Here is a 16,342-nt window from a genome sequence, read left to right as displayed (position 1 = left end):
AAAAGGACAAGAACATGGGAGCTTTGGAAGGACGCATCGCCGTCATCACCGGTGCCGGCCGCGGAATCGGCCGCGAGCACGCGCTGCTGTTCGCCCACGAGGGTGCGCGCGTCGTGGTCAACGATCTCGGCGGCAGCAACACCGGTGAAGGCGCCGACGCCGGACCGGCACAAGAAGTCGTCGACGAGATCATTGCCGCCGGCGGCACGGCCGTCGCCAACACCGACAACATCGCGACGTGGGACGGCGCGGCCGGTCTGATCGATCAGGCCGTCAGCGAATTCGGCGGTCTCGACGTGGTCGTCAACAACGCGGGGATTCTGCGCGATGGCTTCATTCCGAGCATGGAGGAATCCCAATGGGACGCCGTGGTTTCGGTGCACCTCAAGGGTCACTTCTCCGTGCTCCGGCATGCTGCCGCGTACTGGAAGGCGCAGAGCAAGGCCGGCAACCAGCCCAACGCCGCCGTCATCAACACGGCGTCGGGTTCCGGTCTCACCGTCCCGAACGCCGGACAGGTGAACTACGGCGCGGCCAAGGCGGGTATCGCGGCGATGACGTTGGTCGCGGCGGAAGAGCTGGAGCGCTATGGCGTGCGCGCCAACGCCATTGCCCCGATCGCCCGCACCCGGCTTACCTTGGCCACACCGGGGATGGGCGCGCTGATGGCCGAGCCCGAGGAAGAGGGCGAGGTCGACCTGTTCAGTCCGGCCAACATCGCACCGCTGGTGGCTTACCTGGCGACGGAGAAATGCCCCCTGACGGGCAAGGTCTTCGCCGTGCAGGGTGGTGCGATCTCCGAACTCGGTGGCTGGCACGACGTGACGACCATCGAGACCGACGGTCTATGGGAGATCGATGACATCGCCGGGAGGCTGTCATGATCGAGTGGTCCGAATCTGACGAACTCATCCGTGAGAGTGTGCGCGGCTTCATCGACAAGGAGATCGAGCCGCACCGCGACGGGCTGGAACGCGGCGAGCTGTCGCCCTACCCGATCGCGCGAAAGCTGTTCAGCGAGTTCGGTCTTGACGTGGTGGCCGCCGAGGCGGTCAAGACCATGCTCGACAAGGAACGCGCCAAAGCGGAAGCGATTGCGACAGGGGAACCCAAGCCGGCGACGGATTCGCCCGGCGGCATGGGCGACATCGGCGGTCAGCTGTCGATGGCAGCGGTGCTCGTGTCGGAGATCGCCGGTGTCAGCATCGGTTTGCTCAGCACCGTCGGCGTCAGCCTCGGCCTGGGGGCGGCCACCATCATGAGCCGCGGCACGTTGGCGCAGAAGGAACGCTGGTTGCCCGACCTGATGACACTCGAGAAGATCGCGTGCTGGGCCATCACCGAACCCGATGCCGGTTCAGATGCCTTCGGGGGCATGAAGACCTACGTCAAACGCGACGGCGCGGACTACATCCTCAACGGCCAGAAGACCTTCATCACCAACGGACCCGATGCCGACGTGCTGATCGTCTACGCCAAATTGGATGAAGGCGACCCAACTGCGGACCGCCGGAACCGCAAGGTGCTCACGTTCGTCCTGGAGGCCGGTGTGCCGGGCCTGACCCAGGGTAAGGCGTTCAAGAAGATGGGCATGATGTCGTCGCCCACGGGTGAGCTGTTCTTCGACAACGTGCGCATCACCCCGGACCGGTTGCTCGGGGAGACGGAGGAACACGGCGGCGGCGACGGGCGGGAGAGTGCCCGCGCGAATTTCGTCGCCGAGCGGCTCGGCGTGGCGCTCATGGCCTTGGGCATCATCAACGAATGTCACCGGCGCTGCCTGGATTACGCGAAGACGCGCACGCTGTGGGGCCAGAACATCGGTCAGTTCCAGCTGATCCAGCTGAAGCTGGCCAGGATGGAAGTGGCGCGAATCAACGTGCAGAACATGGTCTTTCAGACCTTGGCGAAGGTCAAGGCCGGGAAGATTCCGTCGCTCTCCGAGGCGTCGGCGGTGAAGCTCTATTCCTCGGAGGTGGCGACCGAGGTGGCGATGGATGCCGTGCAGCTTTTCGGCGGCAACGGCTACATGGCTGAATACCGCGTCGAGCAGTTGGCGCGGGACGCCAAGTCGCTGATGATCTACGCCGGCAGCAATGAGGTTCAGGTGACCCACATCGCCAAGGGGCTGCTCGCCGGATGAGAACCGCCGCTCCGCTTGCCGTTACGGTGCTAGCCGATCGGTTGACTGCCAACTCGGCCGCGAGGTTGACCGTCGGTGCCGCCCTGCGGCTGCTGGTGGCGAACCCCCGGATGATCACCCTGATCCGACCGGTCGCCAACAAGGCGATCGTCGGCCTCAGCCCGGTGGTTGCGGGCACCAGGATCGAACTTGTCGACGCGCCGCTGCGCGGTGAGTGGGTCCGCGCGCCGGGCGCCCGGGACAGCGCGGGCGTCGTTCTGGTGCTGCACGGCAGCGGATACCTGGTCTGCTCGCCACGCACGCATCGCGGGTTCGCGTCGTACCTGTCCCAGCACGCGGGCGTACCCGCTTTGGTCGCCGCTTACCCGCTCGCACCTGAACACACGTTCCCCGCGGCCGAGGACGCAGCGATGGCTGCATATCGCTGGCTGCTGGCCCAGGGCTACGACGCGAGCAAGGTTGTCATCGCCGGGGATTCGGCCGGCGGACATCTCGCGGTGGCGGTGGCCCTGCGGGCGAAAGCCGAAGGGCTACCCACGCCGGCGGCGCTGGCGCTGTGGGGTCCGTTGATCGATCCGTCCTACCGGGCGTCGATCGCCGATCCCCGGGTGCGGCGGCAGCCGTTCGATCCCAGGGCCGCGGCGCGGGCCGTTGGGCTCTATGTCGGCGATGCGGACATCGAGGATCCACGGCTATGTCTGTTGAACGCGGATCTGTCGGTGCTACCGCCGATTCAGTTGCACTACGGCACAAGGGAAGTGATGCGTGCCGATGCCGAGGCTTTCGCGGCCCGAGTGTCGGCGGCCGGGGGTCACTGCGAGCAACGCGTGTGGCCCGGACTGGCGCACGGATATTGGATGTTTCCGAGACGCCGTGATGGCAGCTTGGACAGCATGACGACCGGTGGCGAGTTCCTGGGTCTCGCCCTGTGTCAGCCCGGCCAGCCGATGGCGAAGGAGTGAGGGGTGTGCTGAGCCGGCTACGCGATCTGGCTGAGGCCGCAATCGTGTTGCAGCACAGGGGAATGGTGGATGTCCGCCGACCCCTCGATGCGGTGTCGGCCTCGCGTGGCCTGCGCCGCTACGGCTCGTTCGGTGGGCTGGCGGGTCACGTCGCGTCGCGGTACGGCGCTGCACCCGCGCTCACGGATACGGATGGCGCCCTCACGTTCGACGATCTGGAGTCACAGTCCAACGCGTTGGGTCGGGGGCTCGTGGACCGAGGCATCGGCGCAGGCACGGTCATCGGCGTGCTGATGCGCAATCACCGGGCGCTGCCGCTGGCGCTCTTTGCCTCCGGAAAGACCGGCGCCAGAGTCGTTCTCCTCAATACCGGCTTCGCAGCGCCCCAGCTGGCCGACGTATGCAAGCGGGAGAACGTCACCGTCGTCATCGCCGATGACGAGTTCACCGAACTGCTCGAGGTGTTGCCGTTCGAAATCGACCGCATCGTCGGCTGGTCCGGTGTGCGCGGTCTGGCTGCGATCGCCGCGGGCCGGCCGACATCGCCGCTGCCGCCCCCGGTGTCGGTGGGTGGCATGGTGCTGCTCACCAGTGGCACCACCGGTACGCCGAAAGGCGCACCGCGCAACAAGGTCAGTCCACTGCAATCCGCACAACTGCTGGACCGCATACCGTGGCCGGCCGGCAGCGCCTATTACGTTGCCGCACCGATGTTTCACGCCACCGGGCTGGCCACCTGTTCGTTGGGTCTCGCGCTCGGCAACCGAGTTGTGCTGGCCCGCCGGTTCGACCCGGAGGCCACCCTGGCTGCCATCGCACGGCATCGGGTGAGTGCGCTCATCGTGGTGCCGACGATGCTGACCCGCATCCTCGACCTCGGCCCCGACGTGTTGGCGCGCTATGACACGTCCTCGCTGCGGGTCGTATTTGCCGCGGGTTCCGCGCTGTCGCCCGATCTGTGCCGGCGCACCATGGACGCGTTCGGTGAGGTGCTCTACAACCTGTACGGGTCGACGGAGGTCGCCGTCGCGGCAGTGGCCACGCCGAGCGAATTGCGAAGTGCGCCGGGCACTGTCGGACGGCCTCCGGTCGGCTGCACGCTCGCCGCGTATGACGAAAACCGGCGCCGGATCAACGAGCCAGGCCGCACCGGCACGCTTTTCGTCTCCAGTGGGCTGAGTTTCGCCGGTTACACCGACGGCGGTCACAAAGAGTGCGTCGACGGGTTGTTGTCCTCGGGGGATACCGGCCATTTCGACGAGAACGGCCTGTGGTTCGTCGACGGCCGGGACGACGACATGATCGTCTCCGGCGGCGAGAACGTCTTTCCGCTGGAGGTCGAGAATCTGCTCGCCGGACATCCGGGGGTCGTCGAGACCTCGGTGGTCGGCGTGGACGATGTCGAGTTCGGAAAGCGATTGTGCGCGTTCGTGGTACGCCGCCCCGACGCAGAGCTCGATGCCGACGAGGTCAAGAGTTATGTCCGGGCCGAATTGGCTCGGCACAAGGTGCCGCGCGACGTCGTGTTCGTCGACGTCCTGCCGAGAAACGAGACCGGCAAGGTACTCAAGGCGCAACTGATGAGGGAGTGGTCATGACGGTCGGTCCTTTGGCCGGCATTCGGGTGATCGAACTGGCAGGGCTCGCGCCGGTGCCGTTCGCCGGCATGGTGATGGCTGATCTGGGCGCAGACGTGGTTCGGGTGGACCCGCCGGGCGGATCCAGACACACGCCACCACCCGGTCCACTCGATCGCGGAAAATCATGTGTCGAGGCGGATTTGAAAACTGACGCCGGGCGCGAACTGGTGCAGGGCCTGGCGGCCAAGGCGGACGTCTTCCTCGAAGGTTATCGGCCCGGCGTGGCCGAACGGCTCGGCATCGGTCCCGATGACCTGCGTGCCGTCAATCCCGGACTTGTCTACGGGCGGTTGACGGGATGGGGACAGACCGGACCGTTGGCCCCGAGAGTCGGGCACGACATCAACTACATCGCGCTGAGCGGTGCGCTACACGTCATCGGACGAGCCGGCGAGCCGCCGGTGCCTCCCGCGAATCTGGTCGGTGACTTCGCCGGTGGCGGCATGCTCGTGGTGGTCGGTGTGCTGGCCGCCTTGCTCGAACGCAGACAGAGTGACGTCGGGCAGGTGATCGATGCGGCGATGACCGACGGCGCCAGCCTGCTCATGACGTTCATCCACGGTCTGCGTGAGGCTGAGATGTGGAACGACGAGCGTGGCACCAACATTGTGGATGGCGGTGCCGCGTACTACGACACCTACCGGACCGCCGACGGAAACTACATGGCGGTTGGTGCGGTGGAACCGGAGTTTTTCGAAAACCTCATCACCACAATGGAACTCGACGACGAGGACATCGACTTCCAGCTGGATCCCCGATCATGGCCGCAGTGGCGGGCCGCACTGGCCCAGAAATTCGCCACCAAGACCCGTGAGGAATGGTCAGCGGTGTTCGCCGACGTCGATGCCTGTGTCTCGCCGGTGTTGTCGCCGTGGGAAGCCGACTGGCACCCGCATCACGTCGCCAGAAATTCGTTCATCGATGTGGGCGGCGTGACCCAACCTGCCTCGGCACCCAGATTCAGCAGGACGCAGGCGCCGGTCCCGGCGCCGTTGGAGACGCTCTCGTCGGAAGCGGCTATGAATAGGTGGTCGAGTAATGGCTAGGAAGATCAACGACATTCGCGGTCGCGTCGTGGTGATCACGGGCGGCGCCAGGGGGATAGGGCGGGCCACCGGCCTGGCTTTCCTGCGGGCCGGCGCCCGGGTTGCCCTGGGGGACATCGACGTCGAGCTCGCCGAGAAGACCGCCGCCGAGTTCGCCGCCACCGGTGAGCAGGTCTGCGGGCTGCAGCTCGACGTCACCAGCCGGACGTCCTTCGAAGCGTTCCTCGACGAGGTGGAAAGTCGGCTTGGCCCCGTCGATGTGGTCATCAACAACGCCGGCATCATGCCGACCGGCTTGTTCGCCGACGAGACCGACGAGATGACCGACCGGATGGTGGCGATCAACCTCGGCGGCGTGCTGAACGGTTCGAAGCTGGCCGCGGTGCGGATGCGGGGACGCGGGGGCCACATCGTCAACGTGGCCTCGCTGGCCGGGGTCAGCGCATTTCCCGGTCTGGCCACGTACTGCGCCACCAAACATGCGGTGGTCGGATTCACCGAGGCGCTGTCCCTCGAACTCGCAGCCGACGACATCGCCGTCACGGCCGTGCTGCCGGGCGTCGTGCACACCGAACTATCCGCCGGCCACAGCGCGCCACGATGGATTCAGCCCATCAGCGAGGTGGAACCCGACGACGTCGCCGCCGCCATCGTCCGAGCTGTCATAAGGGGCAGGGCGAAAGTAGCTGTGCCACAAGCGCTCGGGGCCATGATCAAGATCATGGGCGCGCTCCCGGACGGTGCCCGGCACTGGATCTCCCATGTCGCCCATTTCGACACCACGTTCACGCACACCGATCCCGCGGTGCGCGCGGCGTACCACCGCCGACTCGTGAACTGATCACCCCGTCACGTTGTAGCGTCGGCACATGGCCACCCACGAGCCCGAGATCACGCGGCCCGTCGACCTGTGCACACCGTCCGGGCGACTCAACCGCGATGCGGTCGGCTGGACCCGAACATCGTTGCACCGCTGCAACTTACGGGGCTGGGGGCGCACCAAGCGCTGGGAGTACTGGTGCGTGACGACGCCGACCCATCTGGTCGCGGTCACCGTCTCGAGCCTCGACTACGTCGGGGTCAACAACATCTACTTCCTCGAATACGGTGGCCGCGAGGTCAGCTGCAACAACGTGTTGCCGCTGGCACGCGGCGTGAAGCTGCCGACGAGCCTGGGCGACGGCCCCGCCAGTGCGCGTGGCGCGGTCACCGTCGATCTGACAGATGGACCCGATGGCACCCGGATTCAGTTCTCCGGCAACACCGCTCAGGGTCCACTGACCGGCGACCTGACGGTGACCCTGCCGCCCGGACACGAGACGCTCGGAGTCGTCGTCCCGTGGAGCGACCGCAAGTTCCAATACACCGCCAAGCACACCGCGCGGCCCGCGTCCGGCGCGGTGCAACTCGGCGAGCAGAGCTACGACTTCACCGGCGGGTGGGGCGTCCTCGACCACGGACGCGGCCGCTGGCCGGCGCTGGTCCGGTGGAACTGGGGCGCGGCGTCCGGCCACACCGACGGCCGTGTCGTCGGCCTGCAACTGGGCGGCAGGTGGACGGTCGGTACCGGCATGACCGAGAACGCGCTCTGCGTCGACGGCCGGCTCACCAAGATCGGCACGGAACTGGACTGGCAGTACACCGATTACCTCGCGCCGTGGGCCATCCGCACCCCCGACTCCGACGACGTGGACCTGGTCTTCACGCCGTTCCACGACCGCGCACCCGGACCCGGTACGCATCAGTGTTTCGGCCACTACGACGGCCGCATCCGCACCGACGACGGCCAGATGATCGCGGTCGAGCACCTGCTGGGCTGGGCCGAGCAGGTGAGTCTGGTCTGGTAGGTGTGGCGCGGCGTTGACCGTGCACACCGGCTCTTCGCTACTCGAACTTTGTCTGAGTGAGCGCACGATCAACGCCCACAAGGGATTTGCTTGTCAAGTGCCCAGCGCCTACACGCATGCGGACGTGCAGTCAGAGCGTCTCCACGGTGGATCCGACGATCTGTGCGCACCCTCGACGCGAACCCGATGCGCCCTAGGCGACGACCCAGATGGCTTCTGCCGCCGGGTTGCCCAGGTCGACCGTCGTCGTGTCGTCGTTCACGGCGTCCGCGGCCGTGACAGCCACCGAGATCATCCCGGCGAAGTCACGCCGGGCCACCACGCGCAGATGCGAATCGAGCGTGATCCCGACGCTGTCGAAGTACCGCAGCATCTCGGGATCGTGGTCGGAAATCCGGGCCACCGTGCCCGCGTCACCGTCGGAGCACGCGGACAGCTGCCGCGCCGGGGGAGTCGGCACCTGGCCGTCGGCGGCGGGAATGGGATCGCCGTGCGGGTCCCGCGTCGGGAAGCCGAGCTTGGCGTCGATGCGGTCCAGCATCCGGTCCGACACGGCGTGCTCGAGCACCTCGGCTTCGTCGTGCACCTCGTCCCAGCCGTAGCCGAGCTCGCGCACCAGGAACGTCTCCATCAACCGGTGGCGGCGGACCATGGCCAGCGCCGCGCTGCGGCCGATGTCGGTGAGCGTCACCGCGCCGTACTTCTCGTGGTGCACCAGGCCCTGATCGGCGAGCTTGCGGATCGACTCCGAGGCCGTCGACGCCGACACCCCGATGCGTTCGGCCAGCATTTTCGTGCTGACTTTCTCGCGTGACCACTCCTGCGCGGTCCAGATGACTTTGAGGTAGTCCTGGGCGACCGTGGATAGATCCGGCGTATTGCCGGCGTCTTCTGCAGGACTCACAGCACAAAGTTTAGGCAATCGTCACCTCATCCGGGGATCTCACGGTGCCTGCCGCGGCGGCGCGCCGTAGGCTTGCGGTCGTGCAACGCTGGCGTGGGCAGGACGAGATCCCCACGGATTGGGGCCGATGTGTGCTCACCATCGGGGTATTCGATGGCGTACATCGTGGACATGCAGAACTGATCAGCCACGCGGTGAAGGCCGGCCGGTCCCGCGGCGTCCCCACCGTGTTGATGACGTTCGATCCGCATCCGATGGAAGTGGTCCTGCCGGGTAGTCACCCCGCGCAGCTGACGACGTTGACCCGCCGGGCCGAACTGGTCGAGGAACTGGGTGTCGACGTCTTCCTCGTCATGCCGTTCACCACCGACTTCATGAAGCTGACCCCCGAGCGGTACGTGCACGAACTGCTCGTCGAGCGGCTGCACGTCCTCGAGGTCGTGGTCGGCGAGAACTTCACCTTCGGCAAGAAGGCCGGCGGCAACGTGCCGCTGCTGCGCAAGGCCGGCGAGCGCTTCGGCTTCGCCGTCGAGGGCATCTCGCTGGTGGCCGAGCATCACCAGGCCGAGACCGTCACGTTCTCGTCCACCTACATCCGGTCCTGCGTGGACGCCGGCGACATGGCCGCCGCGACCGAAGCGCTGGGCCGGCCGCACCGCGTGGAGGGCGTCGTCGTCCGCGGTGACGGCCGCGGCCGCGGGCTGGGCTTCCCGACCGCCAACGTCGCCCCGCCGATGCACTCGGCGATCCCGGCCGACGGCGTCTACGCCGCCTGGTTCACAGTCCTGGGGCACGGCCCGTCGGTCGGCACCGTGACGCCGGGGGAGCGCTACCAGGCCGCGGTGTCCGTCGGCACCAATCCGACGTTCTCCGGCCGCACCCGCACCGTCGAGGCCTTCGTGCTCGACACCGAGGCAGACCTGTACGGACAGCACGTGGCGGTCGATTTCGTTTCGCGCATCCGCGGCCAGGAGAAGTTCGATTCGGTGGACGACCTGGTCGTGGCCATGGATCGCGATACCCAGCGGGCTCGCACGATTCTGGTTCCGCAGTAGCTTCCTGATAAACTGCCCGACGCGCGTGCTGCAGTTCGCGGTGGCCGCGCCCTCGTTGTTCTTCGCGGACCGAATTGATGGAGTTGTTTCGTGGCACTCACTGCCGAGCAGAAAAAAGAGATCCTGGGTCAGTACGGCCTGCATGACACCGACACCGGCTCGCCGGAGGCTCAGGTCGCCCTGCTGACCAAGCGCATCTCGGACCTGACCGAGCACCTCAAGCAGCACAAGCACGACCACCACAGCCGGCGTGGCCTGCTGCTGCTGGTCGGCCGTCGCCGCCGGTTGCTCAAGTACGTCGCTCAGGTCGACGTCGCGCGGTACCGCTCGCTGATCGAGCGTCTGGGTCTGCGTCGCTGACGCACCACTGATTCACTCCCATCGCCAGGTCTGCTCCGGCAGGCCTGGCGATGGGCATTGGTACGGGTAGTAACATAAAACTGTTTTGGGCCCAGCGCCCAAGACGTCGGAACGTCACACAGCGTCCGCCTGAACCTCGTGGGGCGGTCTTCGGTAGTGGCTGCCGGGGCATGACCCCCGGCCGCTTCGATCGACGGCCGTCAGCAGTTAGCGGGATGGTTTTCGGGTTTTCTGGATGCTCGCGTGTGACGATGCGACAGCAGTAACAAAGAGGAACCAGAAAAAACGGAACCCGCATAGGGCGGGCCCAGAGAGGTTATTGCGACATCCATGTCTGCAGTTGAAATTGAAGAGGGCGTGTTCGAAGCAACCGCCGTCATCGACAACGGGAGCTACGGCACCCGCACCATCCGCTTCGAGACCGGTCGCCTGGCACGTCAGGCCGCCGGCTCCGTCGTCGCCTACCTGGACGACGAGACCATGCTCCTGTCGGCCACCACGGCCAGCAAGAGCCCGAAGGACCACTTCGACTTCTTCCCCCTGACCATCGACGTCGAGGAGCGGATGTACGCCGCGGGCCGCATCCCCGGCTCGTTCTTCCGTCGTGAGGGCCGGCCCTCCACCGACGCGATCCTGACCTGCCGTCTGATCGACCGGCCGCTGCGCCCGTCGTTCGTGTCGGGTCTGCGCAACGAGATCCAGGTCGTCGTCACCGTGCTGAGCCTGGACCCCAAGGACCTGTACGACGTCGTGGCCATCAACGCCGCGTCGGCGTCCACCCAGATTTCCGGCCTGCCGTTCTCGGGCCCGGTCGGCGGCGTCCGCGTCGCGCTGATCGAGGGCCAGTGGGTTGCGTTCCCGACCGTCGAGCAGCTGGAGAAGGCCGTGTTCGACATGGTCGTCGCCGGCCGCAAGGTCGAGGGTGACGTCGCGATCATGATGGTCGAGGCCGAGGCCACCGACAACGTCATCGACCTGATCGCCGGTGGCGCCGGTGCCCCCACCGAGGCCGTCGTGGCCGAGGGCCTGGAGGCCGCCAAGCCGTTCATCGCCGCGCTGTGCACCGCCCAGGCCGAGCTGGCCGAGGCTGCCGCCAAGGAGACCGGCGAATTCCCGCTGTTCCCCGACTACGCCGACGACGCCTTCCAGGCCGTCGCCGCGGTGGCCACCGACGCGCTGTCGCAGGCGCTGACCATCGCCGGCAAGCAGGAGCGCGAAGAGCGCACCGACGAGATCAAGGTCGAGGTGCTTTCCCGCCTGGCCGAGACCTACGCCGGCCGCGAGAAGGAGATCGGCGCGGCGTTCCGCTCGCTGACCAAGAAGCTGGTTCGCCAGCGCATCCTGACCGACCACTTCCGCATCGACGGCCGTGGCATCACCGACATCCGCGCCCTGAGCGCCGAGGTCGCCGTGATCCCGCGGGCGCACGGCAGCGCGCTGTTCGAGCGCGGCGAGACCCAGATCATGGGTGTCACCACGCTGGACATGATCAAGATGGCTCAGCAGATCGACTCGCTCGGTCCCGAGACCACCAAGCGCTACATGCACCACTACAACTTCCCGCCGTACTCGACCGGTGAGACCGGCCGTGTGGGTTCGCCCAAGCGTCGCGAAATCGGCCACGGCGCGCTCGCCGAGCGGGCCCTGATGCCGGTGCTGCCGAGCGTCGAGGAGTTCCCGTACGCCATCCGTCAGGTCTCGGAAGCGTTGGGCTCCAACGGTTCCACCTCGATGGGTTCGGTCTGTGCCTCCACCCTGGCGCTGCTGAACGCCGGTGTGCCGCTGAAGGCCCCGGTCGCCGGTATCGCCATGGGCCTGGTGTCCGACGAGGTCGACGGCGAGACCCGCTACGTCGCGCTGACCGACATCCTCGGTGCTGAAGACGCCTTCGGCGACATGGACTTCAAGGTCGCCGGTACCAAGGACTTCGTCACCGCCCTGCAGCTGGACACCAAGCTGGACGGCATCCCGTCCAAGGTGCTGGCCGGTGCCCTGGCCCAGGCCAAGGACGCGCGTCTGACCATCCTGGACGTCATGGCCGAGGCCATCGACGAGCCGGACGAGATGAGCCCGTACGCACCGCGCATCACCACCATCAAGGTGCCGGTCGACAAGATCGGTGAGGTGATCGGGCCCAAGGGCAAGGTGATCAACCAGATCACCGAGGAGACCGGTGCGAACATCTCCATCGAGGACGACGGCACCGTGTTCGTCGGCGCCTCGAACGGCGAGGCGGCGCAGGCGGCGATCGACAAGATCAACGCCATCGCCAACCCGCAGCTGCCGAAGATCGGCGAGCGGTTCCTCGGCACCGTGGTGAAGACGACGGACTTCGGTGCGTTCGTCTCGCTGCTGCCGGGCCGCGACGGTCTGGTGCACATCTCCAAGCTCGGCAAGGGCAAGCGTGTCGCGAAGGTCGAGGACGTCGTGAACGTCGGCGACAAGCTGCGCGTGGAGATCGCGGACATCTCCGCCGACAACCGTGGCAAGGGTCAGAAGATCTCGCTGATCCTCGTGGATGAAGAGGGTGCGGCAGCGGCGGATTCGAACGCCGATGCTCCCGCCGAATCGGAGACTGCACCGGCAGATGCCGCGCCTGCAAACTCCTAAATCGACAACGCGCGACGGCCGGGGTTCTGCAGCGACAGCGCTGCAGGCCCCGGCCGCTGTGCGCAAGACCAATCTCCCGGGCGGGCTGCGCGTCGTCACCGAACACCTGCCGCACGTGCATTCGGCGTCGGTCGGGGTGTGGGTCAACGTCGGTTCGCGTGACGAAGGCCCCAGCGTCGCCGGGGCCGCGCACTTCCTGGAACACCTGCTGTTCAAGTCGACCCCGACGCGCTCCGCTGTCGAGATCGCCCAGTCGATGGACGCCGTCGGCGGTGAGCTGAACGCCTTCACCGCGCGCGAGCACACCTGCTACTACGCGCACGTGCTCGACAGCGATCTCGGGCTGGCCATCGACCTGGTTTCGGACGTCGTGCTCAACGGCCGCTGTGCCGCAAGCGATGTCGAGCTGGAACGTGACGTGGTGCTCGAAGAGATCGCGATGCGCGACGACGATCCCGAGGACACCCTCGCGGACGTCTTCCTCGGCTCCATGTTCGGCACGCACCCGGTCGGTCGTCCGGTCATCGGTAGCGTCGAATCGATCACGTCGATGACCCGCAACCAGTTGCACTCGTTCCACGTCCGCCGGTACACCCCGGACCGGATGGTGGTCGCGGTCGCCGGAAACATCGACCACGACGAAGTTGTGGCCATGGTGCGCAAGCACTTTCGGCCGCGCCTCGTGCGGGGCCGTAAGCCCGTGCCGCCGCGTAAGGGCGCCGGCCGGGTGCCGGGCACGCCGACTCTGCAATTCATCAAGCGTGATTCCGAGCAGGCCCACATGTACCTGGGCGTGCGCACCCCGGGCCGCAATTGGGAGCACCGGTGGGCGCTGTCGGTGCTCAACACGGCGCTCGGCGGTGGACTGAGTTCGAGGCTGTTCCAGCAGATCCGGGAGAACCGCGGACTGGCCTACTCGGTGTACTCCACGATCGACACGTTCTCCGATGCCGGTGCGCTGTCGGTGTACTCGGCGTGCCTGCCGGACCGCTTCGACGAGGTGGTCCGAGTGACCACCGACGTGCTGGAAGACGTTGCGCGCGAAGGCATCACCGCTGACGAGTTGCGCATCGCCAAGGGCTCGATGCGCGGCGGTCTGGTGCTGGGGCTGGAGGATTCCGGTTCCCGGATGCACCGCATCGGACGCGCGGAGCTGAATTACGGCAACCACAAGTCGATCTCGGACACGCTCGCGTCGATCGACGCGGTGACGCTCGAAGAGGTCAACGCCGTCGCCCGCGAACTGCTGACGCGTCCGTTCGGTGCTGCGGTCCTGGGCCCGCACCGGTCCAAGCGCTCACTGCCGAAGCAGCTGCGCTCCCTCGACTAGTGATTTGTGCACGATAATCCGCGCTCGGCGCGGATTATCGTGCACAAATCGCGTCAGTGGCCGAGGCGGAGCGAGTCGTCGCGGCGCAGCACGAAGAAGTACGGCTGCGATTCGCCGCGCAGGTCCATGGCGCCCAGGACGGCGTCGTCGGACAGCTTGCGGAAAACGTCGTTGATCGGCAGCTGGTCGTAAACCATTGTGGCGGTGTCGACTCCGCGATAACGCGTGGTGCGCAGCCGGGCCTTCGCCGAGCGGGCCCGCAGCAGTGGCCGCAGGGCGGCGATGGGCTTGGCGGCGGGAAGCCGGTGCAGCATCGGGATTTTCGTGGCGAGCCCGGCGCCGGAGAACGCCAGCACCGGGTTGAGGGGCCACAGCTTCTCGCCGGACAGGTCGGGGAACAGCAGTGGGTGGACGGTTTCGGCGTCGACGAACTGCTTGCCCCACCAGCCGCTGGCTTCCAGCAGCCCGTCCATCGGATGTCCGGGGGGTACCTCGGCCCCGTGCCAGGTGCCGATCATGAAGCCGGGCTCGACGGCCAGCGCGGCGTCGAAGATCTCGAGGGCTTCTGCCGTCGTGGTCGGCGGGGCGGGGAGCAGTTCCTGCAAGAGCATGGCCACGACGATACTTGACACGTGTCAAGAATGGCAGTGGCGGCCCGGCGGAAAGTCATCGCCCGGCCAGCGCGACGCTGCGCTGACCGGGCGATGGGTATCGGGTTCGTGGGTTACAGCGCGACGCGGCCGAGCGGAATGTCGAGGTCCGCGGCGACCTGGCTGCACAGCAGCTCACCGTCGTGCGTCGACAGGCCCTTGGCCAGCGCGGCGTCGTTCCGGCAGGCCGCCTGCCAGCCCTGGTCGGCGAGCTTGAGCACGTACGGCAGCGTCGCGTTGGTCAGCGCGTAGGTCGACGTGTGCGGCACGGCGCCGGGCATGTTGGCGACGCAGTACAACACCGAGTCGTGCACGGCGAAGGTCGGGTCGTCGTGCGTGGTGGGCTTCGAGTCCTCGAAGCAGCCGCCTTGGTCGATCGCGATGTCGACCAGCACCGAGCCCGATTTCATGTGGGCCACAGTCGAATTGGTGACGAGCTTGGGCGCCTTGGCGCCGGGGACCAGCACCGCGCCGATCACCAGGTCGGCCTGCTTGACGGCGTCTTCCAGGTCCAGGCTCGAGGAGTAGCGGGTGTGGATCCGGCCGTTGAATTCCGCGTCGATCCGGCGCAGGGTGTCCAGGTTGACGTCGAAGACCGTCACCTGTGCGCCCATGCCACTGGCGATCTGTGCCGCGTGGAAGCCTGCCGTGCCACCACCGATGACGACGACGTTTGCGGGGGCCACGCCGGGCACGCCGCCCATCAGGACGCCGCGGCCGCCGTGGCTGCGCATGAGGTGGTAGGCGCCGACCTGGGCCGACAGCCGGCCTGCCACTTCGCTCATCGGGGCGAGCAGCGGCAGGCGGCCGTCGGCAGTCTGAACGGTTTCGTAGGCGATCGAGGTGGTGCACGATGCCAGCAGCGCGTCGGTGCATTCGCGCGAGGCGGCCAGGTGCAGGTAGGTGAACAGCGTCTGGCCCTTGCGCATGCGGTGGTACTCGGCCGCGATGGGCTCCTTGACCTTGAGCAGCAGATCCGACTCGGCCCAGACCTGGTCCGCGGTGGTGACGATCTGTGCGCCGGCGGCCTTGAAGTCGTTGTCCGCGATGGCAGATCCCTCGCCGGCTCCGGCCTGGATCAGTACCTCATGGCCGTGCTTGATCAGTTCGGCGACGCCGGCCGGGGTGATGGCCACCCGGTACTCGTTGTTCTTGATTTCGGTCGGGATACCGACGTGCATCTGGGGTTCTCCTCAGGGCGGATCAGGTGGTGCCCTAAGTCTGAATAAACGTCGAGCGACCTGCAATATCTGTGATTATAATTCTCAATATGGCACCTGTCAGTGAACGATCTTCGAAAACGTCGGTCCAGGAAGCCTCGCAGCCGAAGGATGTTCAGCCCGTCGAACTCGACGACGTCGACCGGCAGATCGTGACCGCGCTGCACGCCGACGCACGCATGCCCAACAGTGCGTTGGCCGAGCTCGTCGGGATTGCCGCGTCGACCTGTCATGGCCGGGTTCGCCGGTTGCAACAGCTCGGGGTGATCCGCGGTTTCCATGCCGACATCGATCCGGCGGCCATCGGCCTGGGCCTGCAGGCGATGATCTCGGTGAGTCTGCAATCAGGGGCGCGGGCCCGCATCCGTGACTTCATCGCCCACATGCGGCGGCTGCCGCAGGTGATGGACGTCTATTTCCTGGCCGGCGCCGACGACTTCATCCTGCATGTCGCCGCCCGCGACACCGCGCACCTGCGGGCGTTCGTGGTCGAGCACCTCAACGCCGACGCCGATGTGGCGGGCACCCAGACGTCGCTGATCTTCGAGCACCTGCGGGGTGCGTCACCCCTGTAA

Annotated in this window: 15 protein-coding genes; 12 read left to right on the top strand and 3 right to left on the bottom strand. The window is 66.9% G+C overall.

What is annotated here, in order from left to right:
• The first annotated feature begins 14 nt into the window (after positions 1-14).
• The 7 genes from ACJEIK_RS17510 (at position 15) to ACJEIK_RS17480 (ending at position 7,638) form a co-directional block, all read left to right on the top strand.
• Positions 15-884, top strand: a complete 870-nt coding sequence (locus ACJEIK_RS17510) for an SDR family oxidoreductase (protein ID WP_409430048.1) — start codon at positions 15-17, stop codon at positions 882-884.
• A complete protein-coding gene (locus ACJEIK_RS17505) occupies positions 881-2,143 on the top strand; it encodes an acyl-CoA dehydrogenase family protein (protein ID WP_409430047.1) in 1,263 nt (420 codons plus the stop codon). The genes ACJEIK_RS17510 and ACJEIK_RS17505 overlap by 4 nt, the downstream gene beginning before the upstream one ends.
• A 41-nt stretch (positions 2,144-2,184) precedes the next feature.
• Positions 2,185-3,105: an alpha/beta hydrolase gene (locus ACJEIK_RS17500; protein WP_244602257.1), complete on the top strand. Its 921-nt coding sequence runs from the start codon at positions 2,185-2,187 to the stop codon at positions 3,103-3,105.
• Positions 3,106-3,167: 62 nt separating this feature from the next.
• On the top strand, positions 3,168-4,703 hold the full coding sequence (locus ACJEIK_RS17495) for an acyl-CoA synthetase (RefSeq protein ID WP_409431716.1): 1,536 nt from the start codon (positions 3,168-3,170) through the stop codon (positions 4,701-4,703).
• Positions 4,700-5,791, top strand: a complete 1,092-nt coding sequence (locus ACJEIK_RS17490; RefSeq protein WP_409430046.1) for a CaiB/BaiF CoA transferase family protein — start codon at positions 4,700-4,702, stop codon at positions 5,789-5,791. The genes ACJEIK_RS17495 and ACJEIK_RS17490 overlap by 4 nt, the downstream gene beginning before the upstream one ends.
• Positions 5,784-6,632: an SDR family oxidoreductase gene (locus ACJEIK_RS17485; protein ID WP_060999674.1), complete on the top strand. Its 849-nt coding sequence runs from the start codon at positions 5,784-5,786 to the stop codon at positions 6,630-6,632. Before ACJEIK_RS17490 ends, ACJEIK_RS17485 begins: the two co-directional genes overlap by 8 nt.
• 28 nt (positions 6,633-6,660) lie before the next feature.
• Positions 6,661-7,638, top strand: coding sequence for a DUF2804 domain-containing protein (locus ACJEIK_RS17480; RefSeq protein ID WP_060999676.1), 978 nt, complete (start codon positions 6,661-6,663; stop codon positions 7,636-7,638).
• Between the two features lie 193 nt (positions 7,639-7,831).
• Here ACJEIK_RS17480 and mntR read toward each other — a convergent pair whose 3' ends face one another.
• Entirely contained in the window at positions 7,832-8,542 is a 711-nt protein-coding gene (gene mntR, locus ACJEIK_RS17475) for a manganese-binding transcriptional regulator MntR (RefSeq protein WP_060999678.1), read from the bottom strand.
• Positions 8,543-8,622: 80 nt separating this feature from the next.
• Here mntR and ACJEIK_RS17470 point away from each other — a divergent pair, with 80 nt between their 5' ends.
• The 4 genes from ACJEIK_RS17470 (at position 8,623) to ACJEIK_RS17455 (ending at position 13,897) form a co-directional block, all read left to right on the top strand.
• A complete protein-coding gene (locus tag ACJEIK_RS17470; protein WP_060999680.1) occupies positions 8,623-9,597 on the top strand; it encodes a bifunctional riboflavin kinase/FAD synthetase in 975 nt (324 codons plus the stop codon).
• Positions 9,598-9,687: 90 nt separating this feature from the next.
• Positions 9,688-9,957 (top strand): 30S ribosomal protein S15, encoded by a 270-nt coding sequence (rpsO, locus tag ACJEIK_RS17465; RefSeq protein WP_060999682.1) that lies wholly within the window; start codon positions 9,688-9,690, stop codon positions 9,955-9,957.
• 330 nt (positions 9,958-10,287) lie between these two features.
• Positions 10,288-12,567: a polyribonucleotide nucleotidyltransferase gene (locus ACJEIK_RS17460; RefSeq protein WP_409430045.1), complete on the top strand. Its 2,280-nt coding sequence runs from the start codon at positions 10,288-10,290 to the stop codon at positions 12,565-12,567.
• Positions 12,545-13,897, top strand: coding sequence for a M16 family metallopeptidase (locus tag ACJEIK_RS17455; protein WP_409430044.1), 1,353 nt, complete (start codon positions 12,545-12,547; stop codon positions 13,895-13,897). The genes ACJEIK_RS17460 and ACJEIK_RS17455 overlap by 23 nt, the downstream gene beginning before the upstream one ends.
• Positions 13,898-13,950: 53 nt before the next feature.
• Here ACJEIK_RS17455 and ACJEIK_RS17450 read toward each other — a convergent pair whose 3' ends face one another.
• Positions 13,951-14,508: a DUF4334 domain-containing protein gene (locus ACJEIK_RS17450; RefSeq protein WP_135356282.1), complete on the bottom strand. Its 558-nt coding sequence runs from the start codon at positions 14,506-14,508 to the stop codon at positions 13,951-13,953.
• 113 nt (positions 14,509-14,621) lie between these two features.
• Positions 14,622-15,728, bottom strand: coding sequence for an alanine dehydrogenase (ald, locus tag ACJEIK_RS17445; protein WP_135356250.1), 1,107 nt, complete (start codon positions 15,726-15,728; stop codon positions 14,622-14,624).
• 89 nt (positions 15,729-15,817) lie between these two features.
• Here ald and ACJEIK_RS17440 point away from each other — a divergent pair, with 89 nt between their 5' ends.
• Positions 15,818-16,342, top strand: a complete 525-nt coding sequence (locus ACJEIK_RS17440; RefSeq protein WP_135356251.1) for an Lrp/AsnC family transcriptional regulator — start codon at positions 15,818-15,820, stop codon at positions 16,340-16,342.

The organism is Mycobacterium sp. SMC-16 (genome assembly GCF_046250085.1).
GTDB lineage: Bacteria > Actinomycetota > Actinomycetes > Mycobacteriales > Mycobacteriaceae > Mycobacterium > Mycobacterium phocaicum.
Note: the sequence above shows the minus strand (reverse complement) of the source record. Positions and strands in the feature narration are given on the sequence as shown.